We start from the raw sequence: 26007 nt of genomic DNA, 5'->3' as shown, positions 1-26007 counted from the left end.
AGCGAAAAGAGGCCACAGAACAAGGCAAGGCATACACTTATCCACAGCCGACCATCACAGCGTCGGCTTCCACCCCTGGCTCACGATTCAAGCGGCGCGGTGGCTCAGTTCTACTTCGGCGCGGACACGTGTGTGCGAGGAATGCGGAAACCCTACTGGGGGGCGGCTATACCGCCCTTGATCTCAGCGAGCTCGTGTTTGGCCTGACTCAAAACTCTGGCATACGCCTGCCTTGCGGCATCTGTCCAAAACTCTCCGTACTCCACAAGGTTCCCTGCTTCCTTGGCAATAGAAAACTTGGCTTCAATAAGTTGATTCACGGCAGCAACTGCCTCATCGGACAGGAACAGCGCACAAGACCCGGCCAGCCGTCGCAGGTCGACTCGCGCCTCTTCCAACCTCTTCAGGAGTTCTGCAGCCTTGCCGTATTGTTTTGAATTCTCGTCATAGGATTTTTCCAGATCCCGCGCTGCAGTTGAAAAATCGTCACCTACGTTCACCATCAGCGAGATCGCGGCTAGCAATTCCAAGTAGTGCCCTTCGCGTCTCGCCCACTGCTGCTGCTGAATCCAAACCCTGCCAGCAAGCGCTTGTCGAACTGCCTCAGAGGCTTTTGTGTTTTCCACGAGCTGAATTTTCAGCATCTCAAAGTCAGCCTGCAATGCCTTAGACTCGCCGCGCTTCTTCTGATAGGCAATAACGTAGACCCCGAACACTGCTGAGACCAATAGCGTCAAATATGCAGCCCACTGAGGCAGACTCACTTCCAGAGCGATCAATTTTGCAAGCTCTTGCAGTTGTGCGGGTTCCATCGTTTACCTTCCTTTCGTACTCAGTCAATGATGCCATTGGAGCGTTTCCCCAATGCCTAGAATTGGCAAACCACAGAGGGATGCAATGGACGACGCAAAGAACTTCGTGCTGGGTATTTTTCAAACCGTGAGAGAACGCTTTGGCAACCCGCTTGTAAGTGCGTTTGCTATCGCTTGGGCGATCTGGAATTTCCGACTGTTGCTTGTGCTGGTTGGCGACGGCGGATGGAGGGACAAGATCGTTTACATCGATACAAAGCTCATGACGGAATGGTGGCATTGGCTCTTGCACGGAACAACCATACCGCTTGCAGCCGCACTGTTCTGGATTTATGTTTTGCCGCCCGCGCTGCGGAAGATTGCTACAGATCACGAGAAAATGAGCAACCTCAACCGAGAAGCACTTTTCCAAGTCGCAGAAACCAGGACGCTTTCAGCACAAGAGGCCCTGGAAATGCGGGCCATAATGATCAAGCAAAGAGCTGAATGGCAACAAGAGAAAGCGGAAACAGCTCAATCACTCGAGAACCTCCAGAAAGCAGGAGAAAAACGAGAGGCAACTATCGCTGCGCTAAAAAATGAGCTGGAAGAAGCTCAGGCGGAAATTACGAAGCTGAAAGCACCACCGCCCCGAGAGAAATTCGACTACCACAAGCAAGACACGGGTGTGAAAGCACATCATTTCGGTATTCGATTGACGCAGCCTTCGCATGCATCAACGCCTCTTGTGTTGTATGACGATCAGCCCGTTCTTTGGCCGTGGACTCCCTCAGATCATCAACAGTTTGAATTTCCAGTCAAAGGCCTATTCTTAAGTCATGCCGGAGAGGAAACCATCTTTTCCATGTTGGCGCTTGCTCAGCATGGCAGCAGGCATGGAAAAGCGATTGATAGTTGGACTTCTGTCCTTAGAAGCCTTGGTGTGGCAAGGCCAGACGAGCAATTTCAGACCTTGGTAGTACACGGTTTTCTCCGAAATATCCCAACAAATGGTAGTGTTTACGAACTCCATGAACCTGGCATGCAATTCGCCAGATGGCTTCGGCAAATCGGTTTCAGCGCACCTTCCTTGCTTGCCAAGTAGACATTTGCCTGTGCGTGCTTGAGATCAAATAGATGCTGCTTTGAAGCAACCTACCCACAAGCTTCAACTGCATATGCGTGGCTTACCTCTCCTGCAGTAGGTGTCACCGATTGCAGGACCCCATGACGGTCAGCCTCCCAGGTCCCGCCTCAATTGCTTTAGATCTCCCCACACCTGGTGCGCAAGCAAGTTGAGGTCTTGCCCAGTCTGGATGTTGCTGTACTGCACAGCGTCTCCCAGAAGCAGGTTGGCCAGCATGCGCCGCTCCTGCGGCCAGATGTCGATGCAGGTGTCACCGATCTCCAGCTTGCTCGGTCCGTCGGGCGAAGGGTCATGGACACGGCTCGCCTTGTCGTGGCAGATGCCATCGCCGTGCCCCGCTCAATCCTTGAGAACCACCCCCAGGGCAGCGAGCTTTTCCGCATACGAATCCCTGCGCTTCGCTGCTTTGGCCGCCGTATCGACAGCCGCCTGAATGGCTTTTGGGCCCTTGGCACCCACAGCCTTGATGAGGCCCTGCTTGTGGGCGGCGTCTGCCTGCGCCCTTTTGAAAGTGGCGATCAGCTCGGCATGGGCAACAGGTTGATTCACAGGGGATTTCCATTTTCTAAAGCGCCATTTTCAGCGCATTTTTTGGGGATCTGCGAGGCCGATGGCCACCGGCACACAGAATCCAACAAGCCCCTGCCCCAGGTTCATTTTTACGCCCGCAATCTGGCGTAGGAATCTCTCAGCCCCAGCGTGGCGCCGAGCCTGTGGGCCGTGGCACGGCTCCTGCAGCCCACTCGCCGTTCAGCGGTTTGCCTCGCTTCTCAACTTGCGCAACTGCTCCTCGGCAGCTTCAAGCTCTGCCCGGAGCGCCCGGACTTCCTTCTCCAGCCTTTCAATATTCGCCGCGCGGCCCGGGTCGACCGCGAGCGGCTGACAGCTCGATTGCAGCGCCGCCAGTTGGTCCGCCAGCTGCCGACGTAGCAGCATCTGTCCCTTGGACCGGGCGACTTCCATGCGTTTTTCGACGTCGGCCTTTTCGGCAGTGCACGCAGTGTGGTTCTCCACCGGATTCGCGGGCTGTGCGATGGCGGAACCTGTCACGGTTATCGCGATGACCAACGTGCAACAACCGCTGAAATGCATACAAGTAAGTACCTGAGGGAATGAGGGCTGAGCATGACAGCAATTCGCGCTGTCGACCGAGATGCGGAGCGCGAGAATTTTCAGGCGTCACAGGCGGCCCCCAGAACAAGGGCACGCCGCTTCAGCGGCAGTGCAGCCTTTTGTTTGTCTTTCTATCCTCCAGCGCTCACTGCACCGCCAGCACCAGAAAGTCCTGCTCATACCCCTTCACCGATTGCACTGCCTTCAACCGCTGCCCTGCCGTCATCGCGTTGTGCACACGCGAATAGCCGTCGCAACCTTCTTCCACCAGCGTCTGTGCATAACGCTGGTAGGCCGCGTCGGGCGATGCATTGAAGCGGGCGAGGTAGCCACGCAGCAGGCTGCGGGCCTGGTCGGTGTTGGTGCGGTCTTCGGCGATTTTCTGCAGCACCTGAACCAGGTCTTTCTGGCGGCGCAGGCGTTCGGTATAGGTGCGTTGCGGGTCAAACGATGACTGGGCGACAAAAGCGCGCAGTGCAGCTTTTTGCGGCTCGTCCAGGGTTCCGTAAAAGGTTTCTGCGCGTGACAGGAGCTGTTTGAAGCGCTGCTCACGCAGCTTTTCGGGGGTCACGTCGACCCATTCCTTTTTCCAGTCGGCATTGCTGCTGGCCTGTTTCTTTTGCAGGTTGCGGACCTGGGCATCGGTGAGCTGGGCGGCCAGCCACACCAGTTTGGGTTCGGCCTGGGTGACCACCTTGTCGAGCTGGGCACGCACATCGTCATAGGTGCGGCAGGCCTGGTCGGGCGATATGGCGGACGGCAGTTGTTGCTGCACTTTCTGCAGCAGCTCGGCATGCCGGGGCAGCATGGTGTCGCGGTGCCATTGGTGCAGGTCGCCCAGTTCGTCGCGCACACGCTCGGTTTGGGTTTCTGAGAGATCGAGGTAGCTGTTCAGCTGCCAGTAGGCCAGTTGCGGCACCTGGTTGTAGGCCAGCTTGACGGCACTGCAGCCTTGCATCAGCAGGCCACATGCCGCCAGGGTGGCAACACACAGTGCTTTGCGAATGGGGGACGGTGCGCGCACAGAAGCTCCTCGTGAATGAAGGACGGCAAGAGAGGCAGGATAGGGCCAACGCGGGGCGGGGAAATTTGCGGGGCGCAATACCCCGGCGGCTGCGCGAGGATTGGCCGCAGCCCCGGCGCTAAAAAAGTGGCCTGCGCGGGCGCCTTGCCGTCAGTGGCGCTCTGTGGCGCCGTAGAGGCTAGTTGTCCTGTCGGCGGATCAGTTGCCGGCCGCTGGCCGTAATGGCCAGCTCGCCGCCGGAACCCTTGGTGATGAAGCCCCACTCCAGCAGGCGACCGGACACATGGTCCTTGATGGCATGGGGCAGCGTGATGACTTGACCCATTTCGAGTTGTTTCAGGGTCTCGATCTCGTCCACGGTGGGGTCGAAATGCGGGGCATGGTAGGTGGTCATGGGGTCACTCCCGGGTCGGTATGTGCAGACAGACTCCAGCGCCACCAGATTAGTTCAGCCCCTGGGCGGATGCAAGCGCGTCATCCCTTGCCGTCTGCCCCGGCCACCGGCAGCGCACCCCCTGCCGCCGCGGCCATGCCCTGCAGCCACTGCGCAAACGCCGCCAGCACGGGCGGCTGCGCTTGCGCGGGGCTGATGAGGTAGTAGGCGCGCTCGCCCCGCAGCGGGCGGTTGCAGGCGACCACCAGCTCGCCGCTGGCCAGTTCGGCCTCGATCAACAAAGGCGGCATCAGCGCCACGCCCATGCCGTGCGTGGCCGCCACGGCCAGCATGGAAAACAGCTCGTAGCGCGGGCCATCCAGCGCGTTGGGTGCCTGGACCTCCATCGCGTCGAACCACTGCCGCCAGCCGTAGGGGCGTGTGCTTTGCTGGAGCAGGGGCAGGTCGGCCAACGCCTCGGCGGCCACGGGCTGGTGGGCGCGGCCCCGGCCCCGGGGCGCGGCGGATTCGAGCAGGCGGGGGCTGCACACGGGCACCACGTCTTCGTGCATCAGCAGCAGGGCCTGCACGCCGGGCCAGTTGGCCACCTGCTCGGGCGTGCCCGCGTACAGCGCGGCATCGAAGGTGGTGTCGGCAAACAAGAAAGGGCGTGTCTGCGTGTCGATGTGCACCACGATGTCGGAGTGTTGCTGCGCCAGCTGCGGCAGGCGCGGGATGAGCCAGCGCGTGGCAAAGGTGGGCACTGCCGCCAGGGTGATCGTGCCGCCCTCGCCCTGGTGCGCCATCACATCGAGCGTGTCACGCTCCAGCCCCTGCAGCCAGCGTGCCACTTGGCGGCCGTAATGCGCGCCGGCAGGCGTCAGCACCACGCCGTGGCGGGTGCGGCGAAACAGCTGCACGCCCAGGAACTCCTCCAGCGCCTGGATCTGACGCGAGACAGCGCTTTGGGTGAGCGAAAGTTCCTGCGCGGCGCGGGTGTAGCTTTCGTGGCGGGCGGCGACTTCAAAGCATGCCAGGGCCTGGGTCGATGGGATGTTGCGGCGCATGATGAAGAGGAACTTGAAGCAAGGGTAGCTACGCCTTGGCGTATACGGCAACAGTATTCCATACATTCCATAAACGCATGTCTGGATGAAAAGAACTCGCTTGCGGGGTGCTACGCCAAAGCCTACGATGCATCCCAGTCGATTCGTTTTCGCCTCTTTTCCTTCTTGTTTGACCTGGAGACACACACATGGCCCACGCCGCTTTTCAATGGGATGACCCTTTCCTCCTGAGCCAGCAACTGACCGACGACGAGCGCGCCATCCAGGCCGCTGCCGCCGCCTACTGCCAGGACAAGCTGGCGCCCCGCGTGCTCGACGCCTTCCGCCACGAAAAGATGGACGTGAGCATCTTCCGCGAGATGGGCGAAGTGGGCCTCTTGGGCCCCACCATCCCCGAGCAGTACGGCGGCCCCGGCCTGTCGTACGTGGCCTATGGCCTGATCGCCCGCGAGGTGGAGCGTGTGGATTCGGGCTACCGCTCCATGGCCAGCGTGCAGTCGTCGCTGGTGATGGTGCCCATCCATGAGTTCGGCACCGAAGCGCAAAAGCAGAAGTACCTGCCCAAGCTCGCCACCGGCGAGTGGATTGGCTGCTTCGGCCTGACCGAGCCCGACCACGGCTCCGACCCCGGCAGCATGGCCACACGCGCCTACAAGGTCGATGGCGGCTACAAGCTCAAGGGCAGCAAGATGTGGATCACCAACAGCCCCGTGGCCGACGTGTTCGTCGTCTGGGCCAAGGAAGTGTCCGAAGGCGGCGCCGTGGGCCCCATCCGCGGCTTCGTGCTGGACAAGGGCATGAAGGGCCTGACGGCCCCCGCCATCCACGGCAAGGTGGGCCTGCGCGCCTCCATCACCGGCGAGATCGTGATGGACGACGTGTTCGTGCCGGAAGAGAACGCCTTCCCTGAAGTGCAGGGCCTGAAGGGCCCCTTCACCTGCCTGAACAGCGCGCGCTACGGCATCGCCTGGGGCGCACTGGGTGCGGCCGAGTTCTGCTGGCACACCGCCCGCCAGTACACGCTGGACCGCAAGCAGTTCGGCCGCCCCCTGGCGGCCAACCAGCTCATCCAGAAGAAGCTGGCCGACATGCAGACCGAGATCGCCATCGGCCTGCAGGCCTGCCTGCAGTTCGGCCGCATGAAGGACGCGGGCACGGCCAGCGTGGAAGGCACTTCCATCATCAAGCGCAACAGCTGCGGCAAGGCGCTGGACATCGCCCGCCTGGCGCGCGACATGATGGGCGGCAACGGCATCAGCGACGAGTTCGGCGTGGCGCGCCATCTGGTGAACCTGGAGGTGGTGAACACGTACGAAGGCACGCACGATGTGCATGCGCTGATCCTGGGCCGGGCGCAGACGGGCATTGCGGCGTTCGCCAACTGAGCGCCCGCATCACTCCCCTCTCCCCTCGCGGGAGAGGGGTCGGGGGGAGAGGGGGTTGCGGCGTGTGCGTTGTGCCGATGCTCTCCCCCTCTCCCCAACCCTCTCCCGCGAGGGGAGAGGGAGTTAAAACGGGGCTTTCATAAGCACATTTCAAGTGTTTTAGGCATCTAGCGCTTGATAGACAAGCGCTACCAGCTATCAATTTCATAGTATTCAGCCCCATGACCACATCCCCCTCCTCCCCAGGCGCCCTCGCTGGCATCAAGGTCCTCGACCTCTCCCGCGTGCTCGCCGGCCCCTGGTGCACGCAGATCCTGGCCGACCTGGGCGCGGATGTCGTGAAGGTGGAGCGCCCCGGCGCAGGCGATGACACGCGCCACTGGGGGCCACCCTTCTTGAAGGACGCGGAGGGCAACGACACCACGCAGGCCAGCTATTTCACGGCCTGCAACCGCAACAAGCGCTCGGTGACCATCGACATGGCCACGGCGGAGGGGCAACAGCTCATCCGCCAGATGGCCCAGCAGGCCGACATCCTGGTGGAGAACTTCAAGGTGGGCGGCCTTCAGCAATACGGGCTGGACCACGAGAGCCTGCGCGCGCTCAACCCGCGCCTCATCTACTGCTCCGTCACCGGCTTCGGGCAAGACGGCCCCTACGCCGAACGCGCCGGTTATGACCTGATGATCCAGGCCATGACCGGGATGATGAGCATCACCGGCCGGGCCGATGGCGAGCCCGGCGGCGGCCCGCTGCGCGTGGGCGTGGCGCTGACCGACCTGTTCACCGGCGTGTACGCCAGCACCGCCATCGTGGCCGCGCTGAACGTGCGCGACAACGCCACCAGCGGCACCGGCCTGGGCCAGCACATCGACATGTCGCTGCTCGACGTGGGCATGGCCATCCTGGCCAACCAGGCCGCCGGCTTTTTGGCCACGGGCACCGCGCCCACACGCCAGGGCAACAGCCACCCCAGCCTGGCGCCGTACCAGGACTTCCCCACGCAGGACGGCGCCATGCTGCTGGCCATCGGCAACGACGGGCAGTTCCAGCGCTTTTGCGCCGCAGCCGAACAGCCCCAGTGGGCCACCGATGCGCGCTATGCCACCAACACGCTGCGCGTCAAACACCGCACCGACCTGATCCCCGCCATGGAAGCCGTGACGCGCACGCGCACCACCGCCGACTGGATCACGCTGCTGGAAGACAAGGCCGTGCCCTGCGGCCCGATCAACACCATCGCCCAGGCGTTTGACGATGCCCAGGTGAAGGCGCGCGGCCTGGCCGTGGCACTCCCGCGCTGGGCGGAGGGGGACACCGCCCAGGACGGCGTGCAGCAGATCACCGGCGTGGCCAGCCCGCTGCGCCTGTCGGCCAACCCGCCCGTGCTGCGCAACGCCCCCCCCGCGCTGGGCCAGCACACCGACGAGGTGCTGGGCGAGCTGGGGCTGGATGCAGCGCGCATTGCGGCGCTGCGGGCCAACGGGGTTTTGTAGCCACCGGGCCAACACGGGCGCAGGCCCACTCAGAATCCACCCACGCTGTGCACCAACAGCGGAACGGCCTTGCCCAACTCGGCAAGGCCGTTTTTTTATCAGTTCGGCATCAAATTGGACACCAGCGCTTATCCATCAAGCGGTAGCTGCTATTAATTTGATACCGACCATGTGCAAACACCGCACCGCCACGCCCTCGGCCATGGGTGAAAAATTCATGCACAAAAATTTACATCCCTCTCCATAATGGCAGTGGGAATCTCTCCGGCACGACACACCGCGCGCGCCGGTTGACCGAGACGGGGGGCGCAGCCGAACCACTGCCACCAAGCATGGCAGGGCAAGGCCAGGGCCCACCGGGACTTGCCCGCGACTGCGGTGATTTGTGGACCCAACAGGAGTTCCCCATGAAGCTCAGCCTCAAGCTCCCCCTGGCCTTTACCGTGTCGCTGCTTTTGCTGTTTGCAGCGGCGCTGTTTGGCATCAGCCGCCTGAACCAGGCGCTCGACACCTACCAAACCACCGTGGCCCAAAGCTTTGAGCATGAGCGATTGGCATCCAGCATGCTCAACGAGTTCAAGGTGCAGGTGCAGGAGTGGAAAAACGTGCTGCTGCGTGGCAAGGACCCGGCCCAGCTCACGCGCTACTGGGCTGCGTTTGAAAAGCAGGAAAAGTCCATCAAGGACCATGCGCAGAAGCTGACAGCCGCCCTGCCTCCGGGTGAAGGCCGCGAGCGTGTGGTGCAGTTTGCCAAGGCCCATGAAAACATGGGCGCGGCCTACCGCAAGGGGTTTGAAGCCTTCAAGGCCGCCGACCACGACCCACAGGTGGGCGACAAGGCCGTGGCGGGCATGGACCGCGAGCCCTCGCAGCTGATCGACCAGGCTGGGGATCTGATCGCCAAGGCCAGCAGCGAAGTGGCGGCAAGCGCAGCAGCCACCGCACAGCGCGCCACCACCATCAGCCTGGTGGTGATGCTGGTGGTGTGCGCGCTGGGCATTGCCGGGGCCATTGCCTTCAGCCGCACGGTGGTGAACCCGCTGGACAACGCGGTGCGTGTGTCGCAGGCCGTGGCCGGGGGCGACCTGACGGTGGCGCGGCATGTGGCGGGCAAGGACGAGATTGCCCTGCTGCTCAACGCCCTGCACGACATGCAGATCAGCCTGTCGCGCGTGGTGAGCAACGTGCGCAACAACGCCCACAGCGTGGCCGCCGCCAGCACCGAAATCGCGCTGGGCAACAACGACCTCTCGGCCCGCACCGAGCAGCAGGCCAGCGCGCTGGAGGAAACCTCGGCATCGATGGAAGAGCTCAGTTCCACCGTGCAGGCCAACGCCGAAAACGCGCGCCAGGCCAACCAGTTGGCGGTGAGCGCGTCCACCGTGGCCGTCCAGGGCGGCGACGTGGTGGCCGAGGTGGTGACCACCATGAAGGGCATCAACGACAGCAGCAAAAAGATCGCCGACATCATCAGCGTGATCGACGGCATCGCCTTCCAGACCAACATCCTGGCGCTGAACGCCGCCGTCGAAGCCGCGCGGGCGGGTGAACAAGGGCGCGGCTTTGCCGTGGTGGCCAGCGAGGTGCGCAGCCTGGCCCAACGCAGCGCCGATGCGGCCAAGGAGATCAAGACGCTGATACACGCCAGTGTGGAGCGTGTGGAACTGGGCACCGCGCTGGTGGACAAGGCCGGAGCCACCATGACCGAAGTGGTCGCCTCGATCCGCCGCGTGACGGACATCGTCGGCGAGATCAGCGCCGCCAGCAGCGAGCAGAGTGCGGCGTGGCCCAAGTGGGCGAGGCGGTGATGCAGATGGACCAGGCCACCCAGCAGAATGCGGCCCTGGTGGAAGAAAGCGCTGCGGCCGCCGACAGCCTGAAGGGGCAGGCGCAGCAGCTGGTGGACGCGGTGTCGGTGTTCCGCCTGTCAACCGGCGAGCACGCAGCGGCGGGAGTGCACGTGCCCCGCCTGGCTGCCGCCTGACAGGCTGGCCAAGGGCTGGTGCGCCCTGTGGCGCCGGGGCACCGATACGGCCATCGGCGCCTGCGGGCGACCGGTACGACTTCGCTGCGCGCAGGGCCCCATGCATGGGCCAACGCAGAGAAGAAAATCCGATAAAAAGGCCTCTAACGCTTTCCTATCATGCGCTATAAGCTATGTTTTTTATAGCAAAAAGCCTATTCAGGTTCCACTGCTCGCTGCAAGGCCTGCAGCGCCTCGATCAATGCCGGCGCCACCAGCGGGTGCGTGGCCATCTCGTTTTCTGCCAGGTGTGCGCCCAGCAACGGAAGGCTCAGGCACGCAGGCTCGACGATGCGCGCAGACATCGTCCGCAGTGTTTCGCGCAGCGCATCATCGGCGTGGTGTGCGCGGGGCGAGACATTGAACACCGCCACCGGCTTGTTCACAAAGGCCTCCTGGCTCACCAGCCAGTCAAGCGCATTCTTGATCACCCCCGTCACACCGTGGGCGTATTCGGGGCTCGCGATCAGCAGCGCATCGGCCCACGCCACATCGGCGTGCAGACGCAGCGCGGCGGGTGGCGGTTGTGCCTCCAGGTCGGGGTTGAAAAGCGGCAGCTCACCCACCGCCGCGCACCACGCGACCTCCATGCCAGGTGGAGCAACACGTGCCGCCGTGCGCAGCAACGCAGCATTGATGGAGGCAGCGCGCAGGCTGCCGCACAGGGCCAGAATTTTCATGGGGCCATTCTGGCCCAGCCGCACGCCCAAGCCGGTGGCGGCAAACGGTTGCGCGCCGCTCAATCCCCGTGCGCGGGCTCCAGCGCCTTGAACTGGGCCATGGTGTCCAGGCAGGCGCGCGCCACTTCTGCGCCCTTCTTCACAAAGTGCTCGCGGAAGAACTTGAGATGGTCTTCGTGCTCATGAAAATCGCGCGGCGTGAGCACGGCGGACATCACGGGCACGTCGGTGTCGAGCTGCACGCGCATCAAACCGTCGATGACGGCGGTGGTCACAAACTCGTGGCGGTAGATGCCGCCGTTGACAATGAGCGCGCAGGCCACGATGGCGTCGTAGCGCCCGCTTTGCGCCAGCCGCTTGGCCAGCAGCGGGATCTCGAACGCGCCGGGCACCTCGAACTGGTCGATCTGCCCCGCAGGCAGCCCGCTGCGCGCGAACTCGGCCACGGCGGCATCACGGGCCTGGTCAACGATGTCCCGGTGCCAGCTGGCGCAGATGACCGCAACCCGTTCGCTGCGGTGCGCAATCGCTGTGCGGCCGCTTTGGTCGGCGTTGGCTGCAGCGGCATGGTGGGAATGGAAGGACTGATTCATGGATTTTCTCGAACAAAGAAAAGGGTTACCAGAATCAGGGCGCGCGCGAACAGAGCCCCTTGCATGGCAAGGCAGCTGCCCACACGCATGCGGCCCAGCGAACAGCCCCTGGCCCTGCAGGCACGCCCGACCTCAAGATCAGACAGCCCCGCACAGCCCGGCACCGCGCACCCGACACGCACACAGGCAACCACCCCGGCGGGAGGCCCATGGCTTCGCGATCTCTTTCATCCGGACTGTGACCGTCGGCTCTGGCATCGCACCAGATCTGCTGACCCTGCGGGGCTTAAGAACCTGATCAATGTCTTTTTGGAGATCGCGTTGGAGTGCAATCGGGATGAGTGGAAGCCTCGGATGCGCCGCATGGGCTCATGCCCATGCAAGCAACCAAGGCTTCCAATCGCCCGATTTCACCCCAACCCTTCGGGCAAGAGCCTTTTCGGGCGGTCTGCGGTGTTGCGGCGCTTGTGGATAGCTGGGCTATCCACTGCGCCCCGCGCCTAGCATCCCATCCCGAAAAGGTTCTTGCGCGACTCCAAAAAGACATTGATCAGGTTCTAACTGCCCTGCAGGCGCTCGCGGGCTGCTGCAGGCTTTTTCAGCCCGCAGATACCGCCGGTGGGGATTTTCGCCCCGCCCTGAGAACGCAATCGGCCCCGGAAACACTCCGGGGCCAACGAGCGAATTCTAGGGGCTTACCCTGTAGTCACCGGTCACCCATGCGATTGGCAACACCGGCAGTGCCGTTTTTGCAGCCACCCGGGGTTCATTCAGCGCGGCTTTTCGAACCCGCCCTGGGCCCAGGCCGTGGCACTGTGGGTGGTGAGCTTGAACGTGGGGGGCACGGGCACACGTGCCAGCTCCTCCCCCAGGTCGTCCATGGCACTCAGCGTGGCGGTGGCGCCTTCTTCGTCCGGCACGATGGCGAGGGCCACGCGCAGGCGCTGGCCCTCGGCCGTGGTGATGCTCACGTTCTTGTTGAGCTGCGCGTGCAGCTGCTGCTCGTGGCGGCGCAGCACCTCGCTGGCGGTTTTGACCAGCGTGTTGAAAGCCGACACATCCAGGGGCTTCGGGTTCTTCTTGTCACGCCCCATGGTCCACGGGCCCACCAGCGCAGGCTCGGACTCGCCATGCAGCGTCATGGACACGGCCCAGCCATCGTCATCCTCGTTCTTGATGACCCGCGCCATCCAGCGCTCGTCGCTCCACAAGCGGGGTTCCTGGATGGGGGTGGGGGTGTCTTCGGCAGAGTCGGTCATGGGGCAGCAGGCAGGTTCGGTCAAAGGGCGCAGAGCATAACGGCGTGGTGAGGAAGGACGGGGATGCAAACCGTCCCAACGGGGTGGACAAGCCCTAAAAGCCGTCGTTTTCGATAACTTTTAGTTATTGCCAAAGTGGGACGACCATCGGCCATCACGGTTCGTCAAAGCCAGCGCCCGCCGTCTCGCGCAGCACATCGATGAAGGCCTGCGCGGCGGGTGTCGGCGGCTCCCCCAGCCGCGTGATGAGGCCATAGCCGGGCATGCGGTCTGGCAGGTCCACGGGGATGCGCGACAGCAGGCCTTTGTTCACGTATTTCTCAACCAGGGCGGCGGGCTGCAGCGACATCATGTTGGTGGTGTTCATCAGCTCCAGCGCAAACAAAAAGGACGGCGTCTCCACCACCCCCGCCGTGAGCGCCAGGCCTGCGCCGCCAAACAGGTCGTCCGACACCTTGCGCACGGCGGTAGAGGCGGGGTACAGAATCCACGGCCAGTGGGCCAGCTCGGTCAGGGCCAGGTCCGCCCCTCCGCGCAGGGGGTGGTGCAGTCCGCCCACCACGGCCAGCGGCTCGGCCGACAGGCGCTCGTAATGGAACTGGCTGCGCTGGGCCTCGTCGGTAAAGCGCCCGATCATCAGGTCGATCTTGCGTTCGGCCAGCCATTGGATCAGCTGGTCGCTGCTTTGCTCCAGGATCTTGAGCACCAGCAAGGGCCGCAGGCGCTGGATCTCGACCACCGACGCCACCAGCAGATGGGCCGCCGAGCCCGTGATGGCGCCAATCGTCAGGTGGCCATGGCCGCCTTGTTTGAGGGCATTGAACTCGTCCACAAATTGGCGCTGGCCATCCAGCGCTGCACTGGCATAGCGCAGCGTGAAAAGCCCCAGTTCGTTGGGCCGCATGCCACGCGACAGACGGTCGAACAAACGCGCCTCCAGGATCTCTTCAATGTCCATCAGGATCTTGGTGGCCGCAGGCTGGGTGACGTGCATCTGCTCGGCCGTCAGGCGCAGGTTGCGGGTGCGCCCCAGGATGTCCAGGAACTGCAAATGCCGAAACCGCAGCCGCGCACAGGCCTGCGCCAAAGACAAGGGTTTACCCGGAAATGCGTCTGGACTCATAAGCGTTTGGAATGGATCGTAGCAAAAGATTCAGTGGACCCCGGCACGCGCGCTACCTAACCTGTGGCCTGCGTCGATGACGGTCCTGCAAAAGGACTGCAGGGCGCCGATGGCCTCGGCCATCGAGACCCCAGCCATTCCAAAACGGAGACAAAAGCATGCAATTCAAAACCCTCGCCGTGGTCGCCACGGTGCTGGCCGCTCTGGCCGCCCCGGTGTCTGCACAAGTCAAGGAACACACGTTCAAGGTTGGCATCGGCCTGAGCGACGACCACCCCCAAGCGCAGGCGGTCAAGCACTTTGCCGAAAGGCTCCAGGCCAAGAGCGGCGGCAAGATGAACGCCAAGCTGTTTGCCAGCGGCTCCCTGGGCAACGACGTGAGCATGACGTCGGCCCTGCGCGGCGGCACGCTGGAGATGACGGTGCCAGATTCGTCCACGCTGATGTCGTTGATCAAGCCGTTTGGCGTGCTCAATCTGCCGCTCACCTTCAACAACGAGCAGGAAGCCGACGCGGTGCTGGATGGCCCCTTTGGCCAGAAGCTGCTGGCCATGCTGCCCGAGAAGGGACTCATCGGCCTGGGGTTCTGGGAGAACGGCTTTCGCCACGTGACCAATTCGCGCCGCCCCATCAACAAGGCCGACGATCTGGCGGGCCTCAAGCTGCGCGTGATCCAGAGCCCCTTGTTTTTGGACACCTTCAACGCCCTGAGCGCCAACGCCACACCCATGCCATTCACTGAGCTGTACACGGCCATGGAACAAGCTGCGGTGGATGGGCAGGAGAACCCACCGGCCACCATCCTGGCCAGCAAGTTCTACGAAGTGCAAAAGCACCTGGTGTTGTCGCGCCACATGTACAGCGCCTGGGTGCTGCTGATGTCCAAAAAGGCCTGGGATGGCTTGTCAGCCGAGGAGCAGAAGATCGTGCAGGAAGCCGCGCGCGAAGCCACGTTGTTTGAGCGCAAGACCATCCGCGCTTTCAGCGAAACCGCATTGGGCGAGCTGAAGAAGGCGGGCATGCAGATCACCGAGCTGCCTGCTGCCGAACAGGCCAAGCTGCGCACCAAGCTGCAGCCGGTGCTGACAAAGTACGGCAAGGAATTTGGTGAAGCAACCACCAGCGAACTGATGGGCGAACTGGCCAAGGCGCGCGGCGGCAAGTAAGCAACGCCCGGCCCCGTCGGCGCGCCGCCAAATGCTGCGCGCTGGCAGCGGCGGTTTTCCCTTCCTTCACAGCGTTCTTCTGACAACCCCATGCAAAAGACACCCCGACGCCCCTTTCGCTCCCGCGACTGGTTTGCCGACCCCGCGCGCTCGGACATGACCGCGCTGTATCTGGAACGGTTCATGAACTACGGGCTCACGCCCGAAGAGCTGCGCTCGGGCCGGCCCATCATTGGCATCGCGCAGACGGGCAGCGACCTGTCGCCCTGCAACCGCATTCATCTGGACCTGGCGCGCCGCGTGCGCGATGGCATCCGCGATGCGGGGGGCATTCCGATGGAGTTTCCGGTCCATCCCATCTTTGAGAACTGCCGCCGCCCCACTGCGGCGCTGGACCGCAACCTGGCCTACCTGGGCCTGGTCGAGATCCTGTACGGCTACCCCATCGACGCGGTGGTGCTGACCACGGGCTGCGACAAGACCACACCGGCTGGCATCATGGCCGCGTCCACCGTGGACATCCCGGCCATCGTGCTCTCGGGCGGGCCCATGCTGGACGGTTGGCACGACGGCGAACTGGTGGGTTCGGGCACCGTGATCTGGCGCAGCCGCCGCCAGCTGGCAGCGGGCGAGATTGACGAAGAAGAGTTTCTGCAGCGCGCCTGCAGTAGCGCACCCTCGGCGGGCCACTGCAACACCATGGGCACTGCCTCGACCATGAACGCCGTGGCCGAGGCGCTGGGCCTGTCGCTGCCTGGCTGCGCCGCCATTCCGGCGCCCTACCGCGAGCGTGGCCAGATGGCCTACGAGACCGGGCGCCGCATTGTCGAGATGGCGTATGAAGACCTGCGCCCTTCGCGCATCCTGACGCGAGAGAGCTTTTTGAATGCGCTGTCGGTGGTCAGCGTGGCCGGGGGTTCCAGCAACGCGCAAGTGCACATCATGGCCATGGCGCGCCATGCGGGCGTGGTGCTGGAGGCCAAGGACTGGACCGAACATGCCTACGACCTGCCCCTGCTGCTGAACATGCAGCCCGCAGGCAAGTTCCTGGGCGAACGGTTCTTCCGCGCGGGGGGCGTACCCTCCCTGATGTGGGAGCTGCAGCAGGCGGGCCGCCTGCACAGCGATTGCGCCAGCGTGACGGGCAAGACCGTCGGCGACAACCTGCAAGGCCGCGAAACGCGCGACCGCGAGGTGATCCGCCCCTTCAGCGCGCCACTGATGGAGAAGGCGGGCTTCCTGGTACTCAGCGGCAACTTGTTTGACTTCGGCATCATGAAGACCTCGGTGATCTCCGAAGCGTTTCGCGCACGCTACCTGAGCCGCCCGGGGCAAGAAGGCATCTTCGAAGCCCGTGCCGTGGTGTTTGAAGGCGCAGACGACTACCACGCACGCATCAACGACCCGGTGCTGAACATCGACGAAGGCTGCATTCTGGTGATGCGCGGTGCGGGGCCCATCGGCTGGCCAGGCTCTGCGGAGGTGGTCAACATGCAACCGCCCGACGCGCTAATCCGGCGTGGCATCAACACACTGCCCACCCTGGGCGACGGGCGCCAGTCGGGCACGGCAGACAGCCCCTCCATCCTCAACGCGTCGCCCGAAAGCGCGGTGGGCGGGGGGTTGAGCTGGCTGCTGAGCGGCGACACGATCCGCATCGACCTGAACACCGGGCGCTGCGACGCGCTGGTGGCGGCGGATGAGATCGAACGCCGCCAACGCGAGCTGCCCGCGCCGCCCGTGCCTGCCAGCCAGTCACCGTGGGAAGCGCTGTACCGCGAAAAGACAGGCCAGCTGGTCGATGGCGCCACGCTGGACTTTGCGCTGACCTTTCGGCGCATCTCCGAAAAAACCCCGCGCCACAACCACTGAAGCTGGCGACAACGCCTGCCGCACCGCACAACGTGTGCGGTCCGCGCAATGAACCTTTGAAGGATTTCAAATGAACAACATGACAGCGGCCCACGCGGCCGGTGCGGACACGCACGCCCAGGTTTTGCCAGACGACGGCCTGCAGGGCACGCTGGTGGGCCGCGCGTGGACCCACGGCGCAATCCCCGGCCCGGCCGTGGTGGCGCTGCGGCCCGAAGGCGTTTTTGACCTGAGCGACAGCTACCCGACCATGAGCACACTGCTCGACACGGAGTTGCCCGCACAGGCTGCGCACAACACGCCCGGGCCGCGCATTTGCGGTGTCGATGAACTGATCCAGAACAGCCTGCCGGGCCAACGCCAGCCCACGTTGCCCTGGCTGCTCGCCCCTTGCGACCTGCAGGTGGTCAAGGCGGCAGGCGTCACGTTTGCAGCCAGCCTGATCGAACGCGTGATCGAAGAACAAGCGCGGGGCGACGCGACCCGCGCGCAGGGGCTGCGCAGCCAGGTGATCGGGCTGATCGGCGAGAACCTGGCCGACATGCGCCCCGGATCGCCCGAGGCCATGGCCCTGAAGGCGCTGCTGCAGGAAAAAGGGCTGTGGTCCCAGTACCTGGAAGTGGGCATTGGCCCCGACGCCGAGGTGTTCACCAAGGCGCCGGTGCTGGCGTCCGTGGGCTGCGGCGATGACATCGGCATCCGCGCCGATTCGGCCTGGAACAACCCCGAGCCCGAGGTGGTGCTGGCCGTCAACAGCCGGGGCGACATCGTCGGCGCTACATTGGGCAACGACGTGAACCTGCGCGACATCGAGGGCCGCAGCGCACTGCTGCTGGGCAAGGCCAAGGACAACAACGCATCGTGTGCCCTGGGCCCCTTCATCCGCCTGTTCGACGCTGGCTTCGGCATGGACCAGGTGCGCAACGAAACCGTGCACCTGCAGGTCGCGGGGGTGGACGGCTTTGAGTTGCGCGGCATCAACACCATGGCCAGCATCAGCCGCGACCCGATGGACCTGGTGGCGCAAACGCTGGCCGCACACCAGTACCCCGACGGGTTCATGCTGTTCCTGGGCACGCTGTTTGCGCCCATTGAAGACCGCGACCAGCCGGGCAGCGGCTTCACCCACAAGCTCGGTGATGTGGTCACCATCCAGAGCGCCTGGCTGGGCGGCCTGCACAACCGCGTGACCCACAGCGAAACCGCCGCGCCCTGGCAATTTGGTTTGCGCGCCTTCATCGGCAACCTGGCGCAGCGCGGCCTGCTGCACAGCACTGTGCTTTAGCCCGCACAGGCCGTCGTTGACCCGCAGCGCCGCGTGCGCCGGGCCCACAGCGCGACTCCCCTCACCAAAATCAAATGGCCTTGCCATGACGGAGACACAACCATGCTGAACGCCTTTATCGACCGGTGCTGCCGGTGGATCAATCTGCTGATCGCCTTGGCCCTCGCGGTGATGGTGCTGCTGGTGTTTGGCAACGTGGTGCTGCGCTACGTTTTCAACTCCGGCATTTCCGTCAGCGAGGAGCTGTCGCGGTGGCTTTTTGTATGGATCACCTTCCTGGGGGCCATCGTGGCGGTCAAGGAGCACGGCCACCTGGGCACCGACATCCTGCTGACCCGGTTGCCCCCCATCGGCAAGCGCATCTGCCTGGCGGCCAGTTATGGGCTGATGCTGTTTTGCACCTGGCTTCTGTTCAGCGGCGCCCTTGCACAGGCCCGCATCAATTGGGATGTGGAGGCACCCGTCACCGGCGCATCGGTGGCCATCTTCTATGCATCCGGGGTGGTGTTTGCGGTGGCGTCGGGGCTGTTGCTGTTGATGCACCTGTGGCGCCTGTTGTCTGGCCAGGTGCCGGACGACCAGCTGGTGCAGGTCACCGAATCCGAAGAGGTGGCAGCCATCCCGCACCTGCATCTGGACCGCACCAGCGGCCCGAAGTGAATCGCCCCGGAGCAACATCCCATGACCATTTTCATCTTCCTCGGCTCCCTGCTGGCCGCCATGGCCATTGGTGTGCCCATTGCCTACGCGCTGCTGGTGTCTGGCGCAGCGCTCATGTGGCACCTGGACCTGTTTGACGCCCAGATCCTGGCGCAGAACGTCATCAACGGCGCAGACTCGTTTCCGCTGCTGGCGGTGCCGTTTTTCATGCTGGCGGGCGAGATCATGAACGTGGGCGGCCTGTCCCAGCGCATCGTGAAGCTGGCCCTGACGCTGGTGGGGCACAAGCGCGGCGGGCTGGGTTTTGTGGCCATCCTGGCGGCGTGCATGCTGGCCGCACTTTCGGGCTCTGCCGTGGCAGACACCGCCGCGCTGGCCGCCCTGCTGCTGCCCATGATGGTGAAGGCCGGCCATGACAAGGCCCGCGCCGGAGGGCTGATTGCGTCGGCGGGCATCATCGCGCCCGTCATCCCGCCGTCCATCGGGTTTGTGGTGTTTGGCGTGGCCGCCAATGTGTCGATCAGCAAGCTCTTTCTGGCCGGCATCGTGCCGGGGCTGCTGATGGGCGTGGCCATCGCCATCGCTTGGTACTGGGTGTCACAGCGCGAAAACATCACCCCGCCCCCCAAGGCGACTACCGCAGACAAACTACAGGCCCTCAAGGAATCCACCTGGGCGCTGTTTCTGCCGGTCATCGTGATCGTGGGCCTGAAGATGGGCGTGTTCACCCCCACCGAGGCGGCGGCCGTGGCGGCGGTGTATGCGCTGCTCGTGGCCACGCTGGTCTACCGCGAACTGCACTGGCGCCAGCTGACCGCCGTGTTCGTGAGCGCCGCCAAAACAACGGCCGTGATCATGTTCCTGGTGGCTGCGGCCATGGTCAGCGCCTGGCTGATCACCGTGGCCGACATCCCCCGCCAGCTCGTCGATCTGCTGCGCCCCTTCATGGACAACCCCACGCTGCTGATGATCGCCATCATGCTGCTGGTGATGGCCGTGGGCACCGCCATGGACATGACCCCCACCATCCTGATCATGGCTCCCATGCTGATGCCAGTGGTCAAAGCCGCAGGCATCGACCCGGTGTACTTCGGTGTGCTGTTCATCATGAACAACGCCATCGGCCTGATCACGCCGCCGGTCGGCACGGTGCTGAACGTGGTGGCGGGGGTGGGCAAGATGCGCATGGACGAGGTCACCCGGGGGGTGCTTCCCTTCATGGGCGCGCAGTTCGCCATGATGTTCCTGATGGTGCTGTTCCCGTCCATCGTGCTGGTGCCGATGCGGTGGTTTTTGGGATGACGGCTCTTCGCAAACAGTCCAGCGGAATCGCTGCAGGAGATTAATCGCGGCCTATTTCACGCCGGGGCACTTGGCGATGCAAATGGAACGGCCATTTCTTGGGAAGATGGGCCGTCCCCACTTCGGCCAGCGCTTCCCCTGACGTCTGAACGGGACCACCACAAAACTTGATTCCGGAGGGGCGCTTGATCTCAACACAGAAACGGCCGTTTGCTCTCAACACCCGCCAGCAGGTCCTGGTGGGCTGGGCCCTGCTACCGGTGTTGGCGGTCTGGCAGCTCAACGGCTTTTACCTGCCTGTCGTGGGGCGCGGAGGGGCACTGCTCTTTTGGGCCGTTGACGGGGTTCAGTGGATAGTGCTTCCTGCTGTCCTGCTTGGACTGCTTGCACACAGCGCAGCGCTACGCCCCCAACACTACGGACTCGTACCACCAGAAAAGAACCTTTGGCCCCTTGCAGGACAGAGCCTGATGGTGTTTGTCACCGCAGGGCTGGTTTTTCTGGTGGCGCGGAACCTGTCATGGCGGGTGCTAGGCCCGTCACCCGGTAGCTTTCAGATGGCGCAGTTTTTCCCTCAGGGCCTGGCGGGTGCGGCAGTGCGAATCTACGCAGCGGTCAGCGCTGGGCTGGTGGAGAGCATCTTTTTCATCGGGCTGCCATGGCTCTGGTATTCGAGTGCAAGCCAACGCCCTTCGGAACTACGGTTCACACTCGCGGTATCGGCTATCTTTGCTCTGGCGCATTGGGAACACGGTAGACACGGCGTGATTGTGGCCTTCTTTGCGCATGGTGTGATGTGCCGATGGTTCCTGCGCTGGAAAAACCTGTGGCCCGTGGTGCTGGGCCACGCGCTGATCGACTTGGCAGTCTTTGCCTGAGGAGACAAACAAAGGGGCAGCACCCGCCGGTTGCTGCCCATGGATGTCGATGGCGTTTCAGCTCGCCACCGTGAACCGCTTCTGCACATGCCGGGGCGTTTCCAGTTCGTCGGCAATGGCCACGGCCAGGTCGGCCACGCTGATGCTGCCGGGCTGGTCGCCGTTCATCAGCGGTGCCTCGTCACCCAGTCGGTACTGGCCGGTGCGTTCACCGGGCTGCAGCAGGATGGGGGGCGAGAGGAAGGTCCAGTCCAGCGTGTTTTCGGTACGAATCCAGTTCAGCGTTTCGCGGGCGGCCAGGGCGCCCTGCTTCCATTCGGCGGGGAACTGGGGCGTGTCCACCAATTGCAGGCCGGGCGCCACAAACAGGCTGCCGGCGCCGCCCACCATGAGGAAGCGGCGCACGCCAGCCGCCTTGGTGCCGTCGATGATGGCGCGGGTGCCCTTCAGGAATTCATCGTGGATGTTGGGGTTCTCCCAGCCCGGGTTGTAGGCGCTCACCACGGCATCGTGGCCCGCAGCGGCCTTGGCGACCTGGGCGGCGTCTTGTGCGTCGGCCGCGACCACCGTGAGGCCTTCACGGGCGGCGAGCTTGGCGGGGCTGCGGGCCAGTACGGTCACGCGGTGGCCGCGTTGCAGCAGTTCATTCAGCACGGCAGAGCCGACAAAGCCAGAGGCGCCAATCAGAGCGATGTTCATACGGTGTCCTTGGTTTCAAAGTTGCGATGCAGTGAGAATAGGAGCTTGTCAAAGCGGGCGGTAGATGGCTAAAACTACCTTCTCTTTGAAGCTCAACTTCACAATCACGTTTTTTCACCCATGGAAGACCTCAAACGCATGGCGGTATTTGCCGCCGTGGTGCAGCACGGCTCGATGAGCGGTGCAGCCCGCGCTTTGGGAATGAGCACCTCGGCCGTGAGCCAGCAGGTGCGCAAGCTCGAAAGCGACGGCGGCGTCACCCTGCTGCACCGCTCCACGCGCAAGCTGGCACTCACCGAGGCGGGCCAGCGCTACCACGCCCGCTGTGCGGCCATGTGTGCCGTAGCCGACCAGGCACGCGCAGAACTGGCAGCGTCACGCGATGCGCCCAGCGGCGAGCTGCGCCTGTCGGCCACCGTCGGCTTTGCCCGGCACATTGCGCCGGCGCTGGGGGAGCTGCTGGCGGCCCACCCGGCGCTGCGCCTGCGGCTGCTGGTGGACGACTCCACCATCGACCTCATCAATGCGCGCATCGACCTGGCCGTGCGCTATGGGCGTCTGGCCGATTCCACCTGGGCGGCGCGGCGCCTGGGTGGCATGCAGTGGTTTCTGTGCGCGTCGCCCGGCTGGGTGGCTGCCCACGGCATGCCGCAGCACCCGGACGCGCTGCTGTCGCACAGCTGGCTGGGCTTTGCGCGCGAGAACGGCGGCCTGCTGATCGATCTGCGCAGCCCCACGGGCGATCCCCGGGCCTTGCGGGTGGAGCCGCGCATTGCCAGCAACAACCAGCTTTCGATCCAGCAGATGTGCGAGGCCGGGCTGGGCCTGGCGCTGGTGGGCAGCATGGATTCGCACGATGCGCTGCAGGCCGGGCGGCTGGTGCGGCTGCTGCCCGACTGGTCGTTTGGCACGCTGGACATCTGGGCGGTGACACCCCAGCGCGATGCCCAGCCCGCCAAGGTGCGCCAGGCCATCGCGGCGCTGCACCGCTATCTGGGCCAGGTGCCTGGCGTCACGGAATGAGATGGGAGCAGCCCCGAAGCAGCTGCCTTCGGCGCTTTCTCCCGCAGCAAGACTGCATTCACTTTTTATCCATCATTTTTTTATCGTTTCAGCCCACAAATTCCATCGTTGTGCGGGCCGCGCGTGCTGCCTACAGTCGCCTCCCAGAACCTGCTTCTGAGCCTTTACCCCCCGACTGGAGAGCGCACATGACGACCAACCCCACCACAAACTTCCCCATCGACCGCGTGCTGGCCGCCTTTGAAAAAGGCGACGTGCCCACGCTGCTGGGCAGCGTTGCCGATGACATGGATTTCCGCATCGACCACTACCGCGATGACGCAGACACCAGCTGGCAAGTCGCCCGCAACAAGGCCGACCTGCTGGCCGTGGTGCAGCGCCTGGGCACCGAGATTTTTCCGCGTGGCACAAAAATCGTGCATACCCACAGCCAGCCCCTGGGCAACGACTGGGTGATCACACAATTCCACCAGCGTTTCTTTTATGCGGTACAACAGCGCGAAGTGGAATCTCTGACCTGGATCGTGAGCCATTCCCAAAACGGCCAGCTCGACTACTTCCGCGAAACCGTCACCACCATCACCCCGACCTGACTGCCGCCTCGGCCCCTGAAACCTGCATGCTGTTTGACCTGCGCGCCCTCGGCTACTTTGTGGCGGCCTACGAAGAACGTTCCGTGACCACGGCGGCGCGCCGCTGCTTTGTGGCACAGCCGTCGATCAGCATGGCCATCAAGGGGCTGGAGGATGCGCTCGACACCGTGCTGTTCGAGCGCAGCCGCCAGGGCCTGGCGCCCACCCCCGCCGCCCACCGGCTGTACCCGCGCGCCTGCAGCCTGCTGGCGCAATCCAGCGCCATGGTGCGCGACTTTCGCGACGCGCCACGCGAAACGCTGGGTGTGTTCCTGCAGGACGATTTGATGGTGGGCCCGGCCGCGCCGCTGTTTGCGCAGATTGCCGACCTCCTGCCCAACACGCTGGTCCGGCTCACTGCCAGTGCGCAAGAGGCGCGGCTGCGCCTGGTGGCGGAGCATTGCAAGCCGCCTGGCGACACCTTCGTGTCTTTGTGGCGCGAGCCCTATGTGATGCTCTTGCCCGAACAGCATCCATTGCGCTTCAAGAAAAAATTCGGCATGGCCGACCTGCAGGGTGTGCCGCTTCTCGAGTGGCCCTACTGCCCGCTGCACCAGTCGTTCATCCGCCTGCTGGCCGAGCGCGGCATTGCCCTGGAGGTGCAGGCCAGCGCCGCGCGCGAAGAGCTTTTGCTGCACATGGTGGACAGCGGCCTGGGCGTGGCGGTGGTGCCTCAGTCCCATGCGGCGCATGCACGCCGCTCGGTCACGCGGCCGCTGGATGGGCCTCTGGCGTTCTCGCGCCACCTGGGTCTGGCGTGCGATGCATCGGATGCGCCCCTGCTTGCACTGCTGGGCCGCCTGGCCGACAGCTTGAAGGCATCCGCGATCCCCCAGAGCAGCGTTGCCTGAGCCCACCCTGTGCTTGCGGGAAGCGGGCGGGTTTTTGCGCACGGTCCTTTCAGCTGGTCCATGCAGTAAAAAGGGGGCACCTCCATCCTGCGCAGCGCGCCACTGACCACCATGGTTCTCGAAATCGCCCACCTCACCATTCGCCCCGGCCAGAACGCCGCCTTCGAGCAGGCCTTTGCCCAGGCGCAACGGATCATTGCCTCCATGCCCGGCTATCTGTCGCACGAGCTGGGCCTCTGCCTGGAACGCCCGCAGGACTACGTGCTGCTGGTGCGCTGGGCCACGCTCGAAGACCACGAGATCGGTTTTCGCCAGTCGGCGCAATACCAGGAATGGAAAAAGCTGCTGCACCACTTCTACGACCCGTTCCCCACGGTGGTGCACTTTGAGCCAGTGGCCCTGCCACCCGTGGCCTGAATCGCCCCCCCGCGCCACCCGACCTGTGACGGCGCTGCCACGCCACGATGCTGCGGTGCACTATTCGGGTATTGCCTGAACATTTAGCCCACTGCGCATGCCGTTCTGATCCTAGAATTTGTAAACGCGCGTATCTTCTTCTTTTCTGCGCGAAGGACCCATCATGAAAGCAGTGCAGCAGGACATCGACGAGCGGACCAACCTCACCAGCACCAACAAGTTCGAGCTGCTGCTGTTTCGCCTGGGCACCGACAGTGCGCTGGGCAAGTCCGAGCTGTTTGGCATCAACGTGTTCAAGATCCGCGAGATCGTGGCCATGCCCAGCATCACGCCGATTGCGGGCACGACGCAGTACTCGCTGGGCGTGGTCAACCTGCGCGGCCAGGTGATCCCGGTGCTGGACCTGCCCGCCATCGTGGGCTGCAAGCCCCAGACGGGCCTGAACATCATGCTGGTGACCGAGTACGCGCGCACCACGCAGGCGTTTGCGGTGGAATCGGTGGAAGACATCGTGCGCCTGGACTGGAAGCAGGTGCTCTCGGCCGAAACCAGCGGCGCCGCTGGCAAGCTGGTCACCAGCATTGCCCGCCTGGACGGCAATACCGACGAATCCCGCCTGGCCCAGGTGCTGGACGTGGAAGCCATCCTGCAGATGGTGTCGCCCTCGGACGGTCATGAAGTCACCGAAGAAAAAGTCGGAGCCAAGCTGGTGCTCAAGCCGGGCACCATCATCCTGGCGGCAGACGACTCGTTTGTAGCGCGCTCGCTCATCGAGCAAGAACTCAAAGTGCTCAAGGCCCCCTATGAAATGGTGAAATCGGGCAAGGAAGCCTGGGACCGCCTCAACGCCATTGCAAAGAGTGCCGAAGCCGAAGGCAAGAGTGTGCTGGACCGTGTCGCCATGGTGCTGACCGACCTGGAAATGCCAGAGATGGACGGGTTTACCCTGACACGCAACATCAAGCAGGACTCGCGCTTTCATGGACTGCCCGTGGTCATCCACTCTTCGCTGTCGGGCTCGGCCAATGAAGACCATGTGCGCAGCGTCGGGGCCGACGGTTACGTTGCCAAGTTTGTGGCCGAAGATCTGGCAGAGACCATCCGCCGGGTGTTGCCCAAGTAAAGACCATTGAGGAAGCTCCCCTGAA

General features: G+C 63.8%; 25 protein-coding genes and 1 pseudogene. 16 read left to right on the top strand and 10 right to left on the bottom strand.

The annotated features are described in order from the left end of the window. Positions 1–152: 152 nt before the first annotated feature. The gene (locus IB243_RS25540; protein WP_192429929.1) at positions 153–812 is read right to left on the bottom strand and encodes a hypothetical protein; all 660 of its coding nucleotides are present in this window, start codon (positions 810–812) and stop codon (positions 153–155) included. Between the two features lie 85 nt (positions 813–897). Between IB243_RS25540 and IB243_RS25535 the strand changes: the two genes are divergently transcribed. After that, on the top strand, positions 898–1896 hold the full coding sequence (locus IB243_RS25535; RefSeq protein ID WP_192429928.1) for a hypothetical protein: 999 nt from the start codon (positions 898–900) through the stop codon (positions 1894–1896). Positions 1897–2094: 198 nt separating this feature from the next. Continuing rightward, a complete protein-coding gene (locus IB243_RS25530; RefSeq protein ID WP_225585350.1) occupies positions 2095–2619 on the top strand; it encodes a hypothetical protein in 525 nt (174 codons plus the stop codon). A 69-nt stretch (positions 2620–2688) separates the two neighbouring features. Here IB243_RS25530 and IB243_RS25525 read toward each other — a convergent pair whose 3' ends face one another. From IB243_RS25525 to IB243_RS25510, 4 genes are all read right to left on the bottom strand, one after another. Next, the gene (locus tag IB243_RS25525; RefSeq protein ID WP_192429926.1) at positions 2689–3030 is read right to left on the bottom strand and encodes a DUF1090 family protein; all 342 of its coding nucleotides are present in this window, start codon (positions 3028–3030) and stop codon (positions 2689–2691) included. Positions 3031–3196: 166 nt separating this feature from the next. Beyond that, the gene (locus tag IB243_RS25520; protein WP_192429925.1) at positions 3197–4075 is read right to left on the bottom strand and encodes a DUF6279 family lipoprotein; all 879 of its coding nucleotides are present in this window, start codon (positions 4073–4075) and stop codon (positions 3197–3199) included. Between the two features lie 178 nt (positions 4076–4253). After that, a complete protein-coding gene (locus tag IB243_RS25515; protein ID WP_010459881.1) occupies positions 4254–4469 on the bottom strand; it encodes a hypothetical protein in 216 nt (71 codons plus the stop codon). A gap of 80 nt (positions 4470–4549) precedes the next feature. After that, positions 4550–5515 (bottom strand): LysR family transcriptional regulator, encoded by a 966-nt coding sequence (locus IB243_RS25510; protein WP_192429924.1) that lies wholly within the window; start codon positions 5513–5515, stop codon positions 4550–4552. 188 nt (positions 5516–5703) lie between these two features. Between IB243_RS25510 and IB243_RS25505 the strand changes: the two genes are divergently transcribed. From IB243_RS25505 to IB243_RS25495, 3 genes and pseudogenes are all read left to right on the top strand, one after another. Continuing rightward, positions 5704–6900, top strand: a complete 1197-nt coding sequence (locus tag IB243_RS25505) for an acyl-CoA dehydrogenase (RefSeq protein ID WP_055401610.1) — start codon at positions 5704–5706, stop codon at positions 6898–6900. A 221-nt stretch (positions 6901–7121) separates the two neighbouring features. Then, positions 7122–8396, top strand: coding sequence for a CaiB/BaiF CoA-transferase family protein (locus IB243_RS25500; protein WP_057225400.1), 1275 nt, complete (start codon positions 7122–7124; stop codon positions 8394–8396). Between the two features lie 407 nt (positions 8397–8803). Further along, positions 8804–10380 (top strand): annotated as a pseudogene (locus IB243_RS25495) (methyl-accepting chemotaxis protein). 194 nt (positions 10381–10574) lie between these two features. Here the strand turns inward: IB243_RS25495 and IB243_RS25490 are convergent. The 4 genes from IB243_RS25490 to IB243_RS25475 form a co-directional block, all read right to left on the bottom strand. Then, entirely contained in the window at positions 10575–11099 is a 525-nt protein-coding gene (locus IB243_RS25490) for an NADPH-dependent FMN reductase (protein ID WP_192429923.1), read from the bottom strand. Positions 11100–11158: 59 nt separating this feature from the next. Further along, positions 11159–11692, bottom strand: coding sequence for a 6,7-dimethyl-8-ribityllumazine synthase (locus IB243_RS25485; RefSeq protein WP_010459295.1), 534 nt, complete (start codon positions 11690–11692; stop codon positions 11159–11161). 770 nt (positions 11693–12462) lie between these two features. After that, complete coding sequence (locus IB243_RS25480) at positions 12463–12951, bottom strand: hypothetical protein (protein WP_192429922.1); 489 nt, start codon at positions 12949–12951, stop codon at positions 12463–12465. A 154-nt stretch (positions 12952–13105) separates the two neighbouring features. Beyond that, positions 13106–14074 (bottom strand): LysR family transcriptional regulator, encoded by a 969-nt coding sequence (locus IB243_RS25475; RefSeq protein WP_192429921.1) that lies wholly within the window; start codon positions 14072–14074, stop codon positions 13106–13108. Positions 14075–14232: 158 nt separating this feature from the next. Here IB243_RS25475 and IB243_RS25470 point away from each other — a divergent pair, with 158 nt between their 5' ends. The 6 genes from IB243_RS25470 to IB243_RS25445 all read left to right on the top strand — a co-directional run bounded on the left by IB243_RS25470 (position 14233) and on the right by IB243_RS25445 (position 21237). Further along, a complete protein-coding gene (locus IB243_RS25470; protein WP_192429920.1) occupies positions 14233–15240 on the top strand; it encodes a TRAP transporter substrate-binding protein in 1008 nt (335 codons plus the stop codon). A 90-nt stretch (positions 15241–15330) separates the two neighbouring features. Continuing rightward, positions 15331–17112, top strand: coding sequence for an IlvD/Edd family dehydratase (locus IB243_RS25465; protein ID WP_192429919.1), 1782 nt, complete (start codon positions 15331–15333; stop codon positions 17110–17112). A 70-nt stretch (positions 17113–17182) separates the two neighbouring features. Beyond that, positions 17183–18397 carry a fumarylacetoacetate hydrolase family protein gene (locus tag IB243_RS25460; RefSeq protein WP_192429918.1) on the top strand — a complete coding sequence of 405 codons (1215 nt, stop codon included), beginning with the start codon at positions 17183–17185 and terminating at the stop codon, positions 18395–18397. A gap of 102 nt (positions 18398–18499) precedes the next feature. Further along, entirely contained in the window at positions 18500–19057 is a 558-nt protein-coding gene (locus IB243_RS25455; RefSeq protein ID WP_010459282.1) for a TRAP transporter small permease, read from the top strand. A gap of 21 nt (positions 19058–19078) precedes the next feature. After that, positions 19079–20359, top strand: a complete 1281-nt coding sequence (locus IB243_RS25450; RefSeq protein ID WP_057272920.1) for a TRAP transporter large permease subunit — start codon at positions 19079–19081, stop codon at positions 20357–20359. A gap of 167 nt (positions 20360–20526) precedes the next feature. Beyond that, positions 20527–21237: a CPBP family intramembrane glutamic endopeptidase gene (locus IB243_RS25445; protein ID WP_192429917.1), complete on the top strand. Its 711-nt coding sequence runs from the start codon at positions 20527–20529 to the stop codon at positions 21235–21237. A gap of 57 nt (positions 21238–21294) precedes the next feature. On the opposite strand, the gene IB243_RS25440 is transcribed toward IB243_RS25445, so the two are convergent. Further along, entirely contained in the window at positions 21295–21936 is a 642-nt protein-coding gene (locus IB243_RS25440) for an NAD(P)-dependent oxidoreductase (protein ID WP_010459279.1), read from the bottom strand. A gap of 120 nt (positions 21937–22056) precedes the next feature. Here IB243_RS25440 and IB243_RS25435 point away from each other — a divergent pair, with 120 nt between their 5' ends. The 5 genes from IB243_RS25435 to IB243_RS25415 all read left to right on the top strand — a co-directional run bounded on the left by IB243_RS25435 (position 22057) and on the right by IB243_RS25415 (position 25982). Continuing rightward, positions 22057–22959, top strand: a complete 903-nt coding sequence (locus IB243_RS25435; protein WP_192429916.1) for a LysR family transcriptional regulator — start codon at positions 22057–22059, stop codon at positions 22957–22959. A gap of 188 nt (positions 22960–23147) precedes the next feature. Beyond that, entirely contained in the window at positions 23148–23552 is a 405-nt protein-coding gene (locus tag IB243_RS25430) for a hypothetical protein (RefSeq protein WP_010459275.1), read from the top strand. Positions 23553–23578: 26 nt separating this feature from the next. Continuing rightward, on the top strand, positions 23579–24442 hold the full coding sequence (locus tag IB243_RS25425; protein ID WP_192429915.1) for a LysR family transcriptional regulator: 864 nt from the start codon (positions 23579–23581) through the stop codon (positions 24440–24442). A gap of 111 nt (positions 24443–24553) precedes the next feature. Continuing rightward, the gene (locus tag IB243_RS25420) at positions 24554–24859 is read left to right on the top strand and encodes an antibiotic biosynthesis monooxygenase (RefSeq protein ID WP_192429914.1); all 306 of its coding nucleotides are present in this window, start codon (positions 24554–24556) and stop codon (positions 24857–24859) included. 163 nt (positions 24860–25022) lie between these two features. After that, the gene (locus tag IB243_RS25415) at positions 25023–25982 is read left to right on the top strand and encodes a chemotaxis protein (RefSeq protein ID WP_010459269.1); all 960 of its coding nucleotides are present in this window, start codon (positions 25023–25025) and stop codon (positions 25980–25982) included. The last annotated feature ends 25 nt before the right edge of the window (positions 25983–26007 follow it).

This window comes from Acidovorax sp. ACV01 (genome assembly GCF_014851495.1).
Lineage (GTDB): Bacteria > Pseudomonadota > Gammaproteobacteria > Burkholderiales > Burkholderiaceae_C > Acidovorax > Acidovorax radicis.
The sequence above is the reverse complement of the archived record's forward strand: the minus strand, read 5'-3'. Positions and strand labels throughout refer to the sequence as shown.

Coding starts and splice junctions, on each gene's coding strand:
- IB243_RS25540 (WP_192429929.1), bottom strand. CDS start 812: ATGGAACCCGCACAACTGCAAGAGCTTGCAAAATTGATCGCTCTGGAA.
- IB243_RS25535 (WP_192429928.1), top strand. CDS start 898: ATGGACGACGCAAAGAACTTCGTGCTGGGTATTTTTCAAACCGTGAGA.
- IB243_RS25525 (WP_192429926.1), bottom strand. CDS start 3,030: ATGCATTTCAGCGGTTGTTGCACGTTGGTCATCGCGATAACCGTGACA.
- IB243_RS25515 (WP_010459881.1), bottom strand. CDS start 4,469: ATGACCACCTACCATGCCCCGCATTTCGACCCCACCGTGGACGAGATC.
- IB243_RS25510 (WP_192429924.1), bottom strand. CDS start 5,515: ATGCGCCGCAACATCCCATCGACCCAGGCCCTGGCATGCTTTGAAGTC.
- IB243_RS25505 (WP_055401610.1), top strand. CDS start 5,704: ATGGCCCACGCCGCTTTTCAATGGGATGACCCTTTCCTCCTGAGCCAG.
- IB243_RS25500 (WP_057225400.1), top strand. CDS start 7,122: ATGACCACATCCCCCTCCTCCCCAGGCGCCCTCGCTGGCATCAAGGTC.
- IB243_RS25490 (WP_192429923.1), bottom strand. CDS start 11,099: ATGAAAATTCTGGCCCTGTGCGGCAGCCTGCGCGCTGCCTCCATCAAT.
- IB243_RS25485 (WP_010459295.1), bottom strand. CDS start 11,692: ATGAATCAGTCCTTCCATTCCCACCATGCCGCTGCAGCCAACGCCGAC.
- IB243_RS25480 (WP_192429922.1), bottom strand. CDS start 12,951: ATGACCGACTCTGCCGAAGACACCCCCACCCCCATCCAGGAACCCCGC.
- IB243_RS25475 (WP_192429921.1), bottom strand. CDS start 14,074: ATGAGTCCAGACGCATTTCCGGGTAAACCCTTGTCTTTGGCGCAGGCC.
- IB243_RS25470 (WP_192429920.1), top strand. CDS start 14,233: ATGCAATTCAAAACCCTCGCCGTGGTCGCCACGGTGCTGGCCGCTCTG.
- IB243_RS25465 (WP_192429919.1), top strand. CDS start 15,331: ATGCAAAAGACACCCCGACGCCCCTTTCGCTCCCGCGACTGGTTTGCC.
- IB243_RS25460 (WP_192429918.1), top strand. CDS start 17,183: ATGAACAACATGACAGCGGCCCACGCGGCCGGTGCGGACACGCACGCC.
- IB243_RS25455 (WP_010459282.1), top strand. CDS start 18,500: ATGCTGAACGCCTTTATCGACCGGTGCTGCCGGTGGATCAATCTGCTG.
- IB243_RS25450 (WP_057272920.1), top strand. CDS start 19,079: ATGACCATTTTCATCTTCCTCGGCTCCCTGCTGGCCGCCATGGCCATT.
- IB243_RS25440 (WP_010459279.1), bottom strand. CDS start 21,936: ATGAACATCGCTCTGATTGGCGCCTCTGGCTTTGTCGGCTCTGCCGTG.
- IB243_RS25435 (WP_192429916.1), top strand. CDS start 22,057: ATGGAAGACCTCAAACGCATGGCGGTATTTGCCGCCGTGGTGCAGCAC.
- IB243_RS25430 (WP_010459275.1), top strand. CDS start 23,148: ATGACGACCAACCCCACCACAAACTTCCCCATCGACCGCGTGCTGGCC.
- IB243_RS25425 (WP_192429915.1), top strand. CDS start 23,579: ATGCTGTTTGACCTGCGCGCCCTCGGCTACTTTGTGGCGGCCTACGAA.
- IB243_RS25420 (WP_192429914.1), top strand. CDS start 24,554: ATGGTTCTCGAAATCGCCCACCTCACCATTCGCCCCGGCCAGAACGCC.
- IB243_RS25415 (WP_010459269.1), top strand. CDS start 25,023: ATGAAAGCAGTGCAGCAGGACATCGACGAGCGGACCAACCTCACCAGC.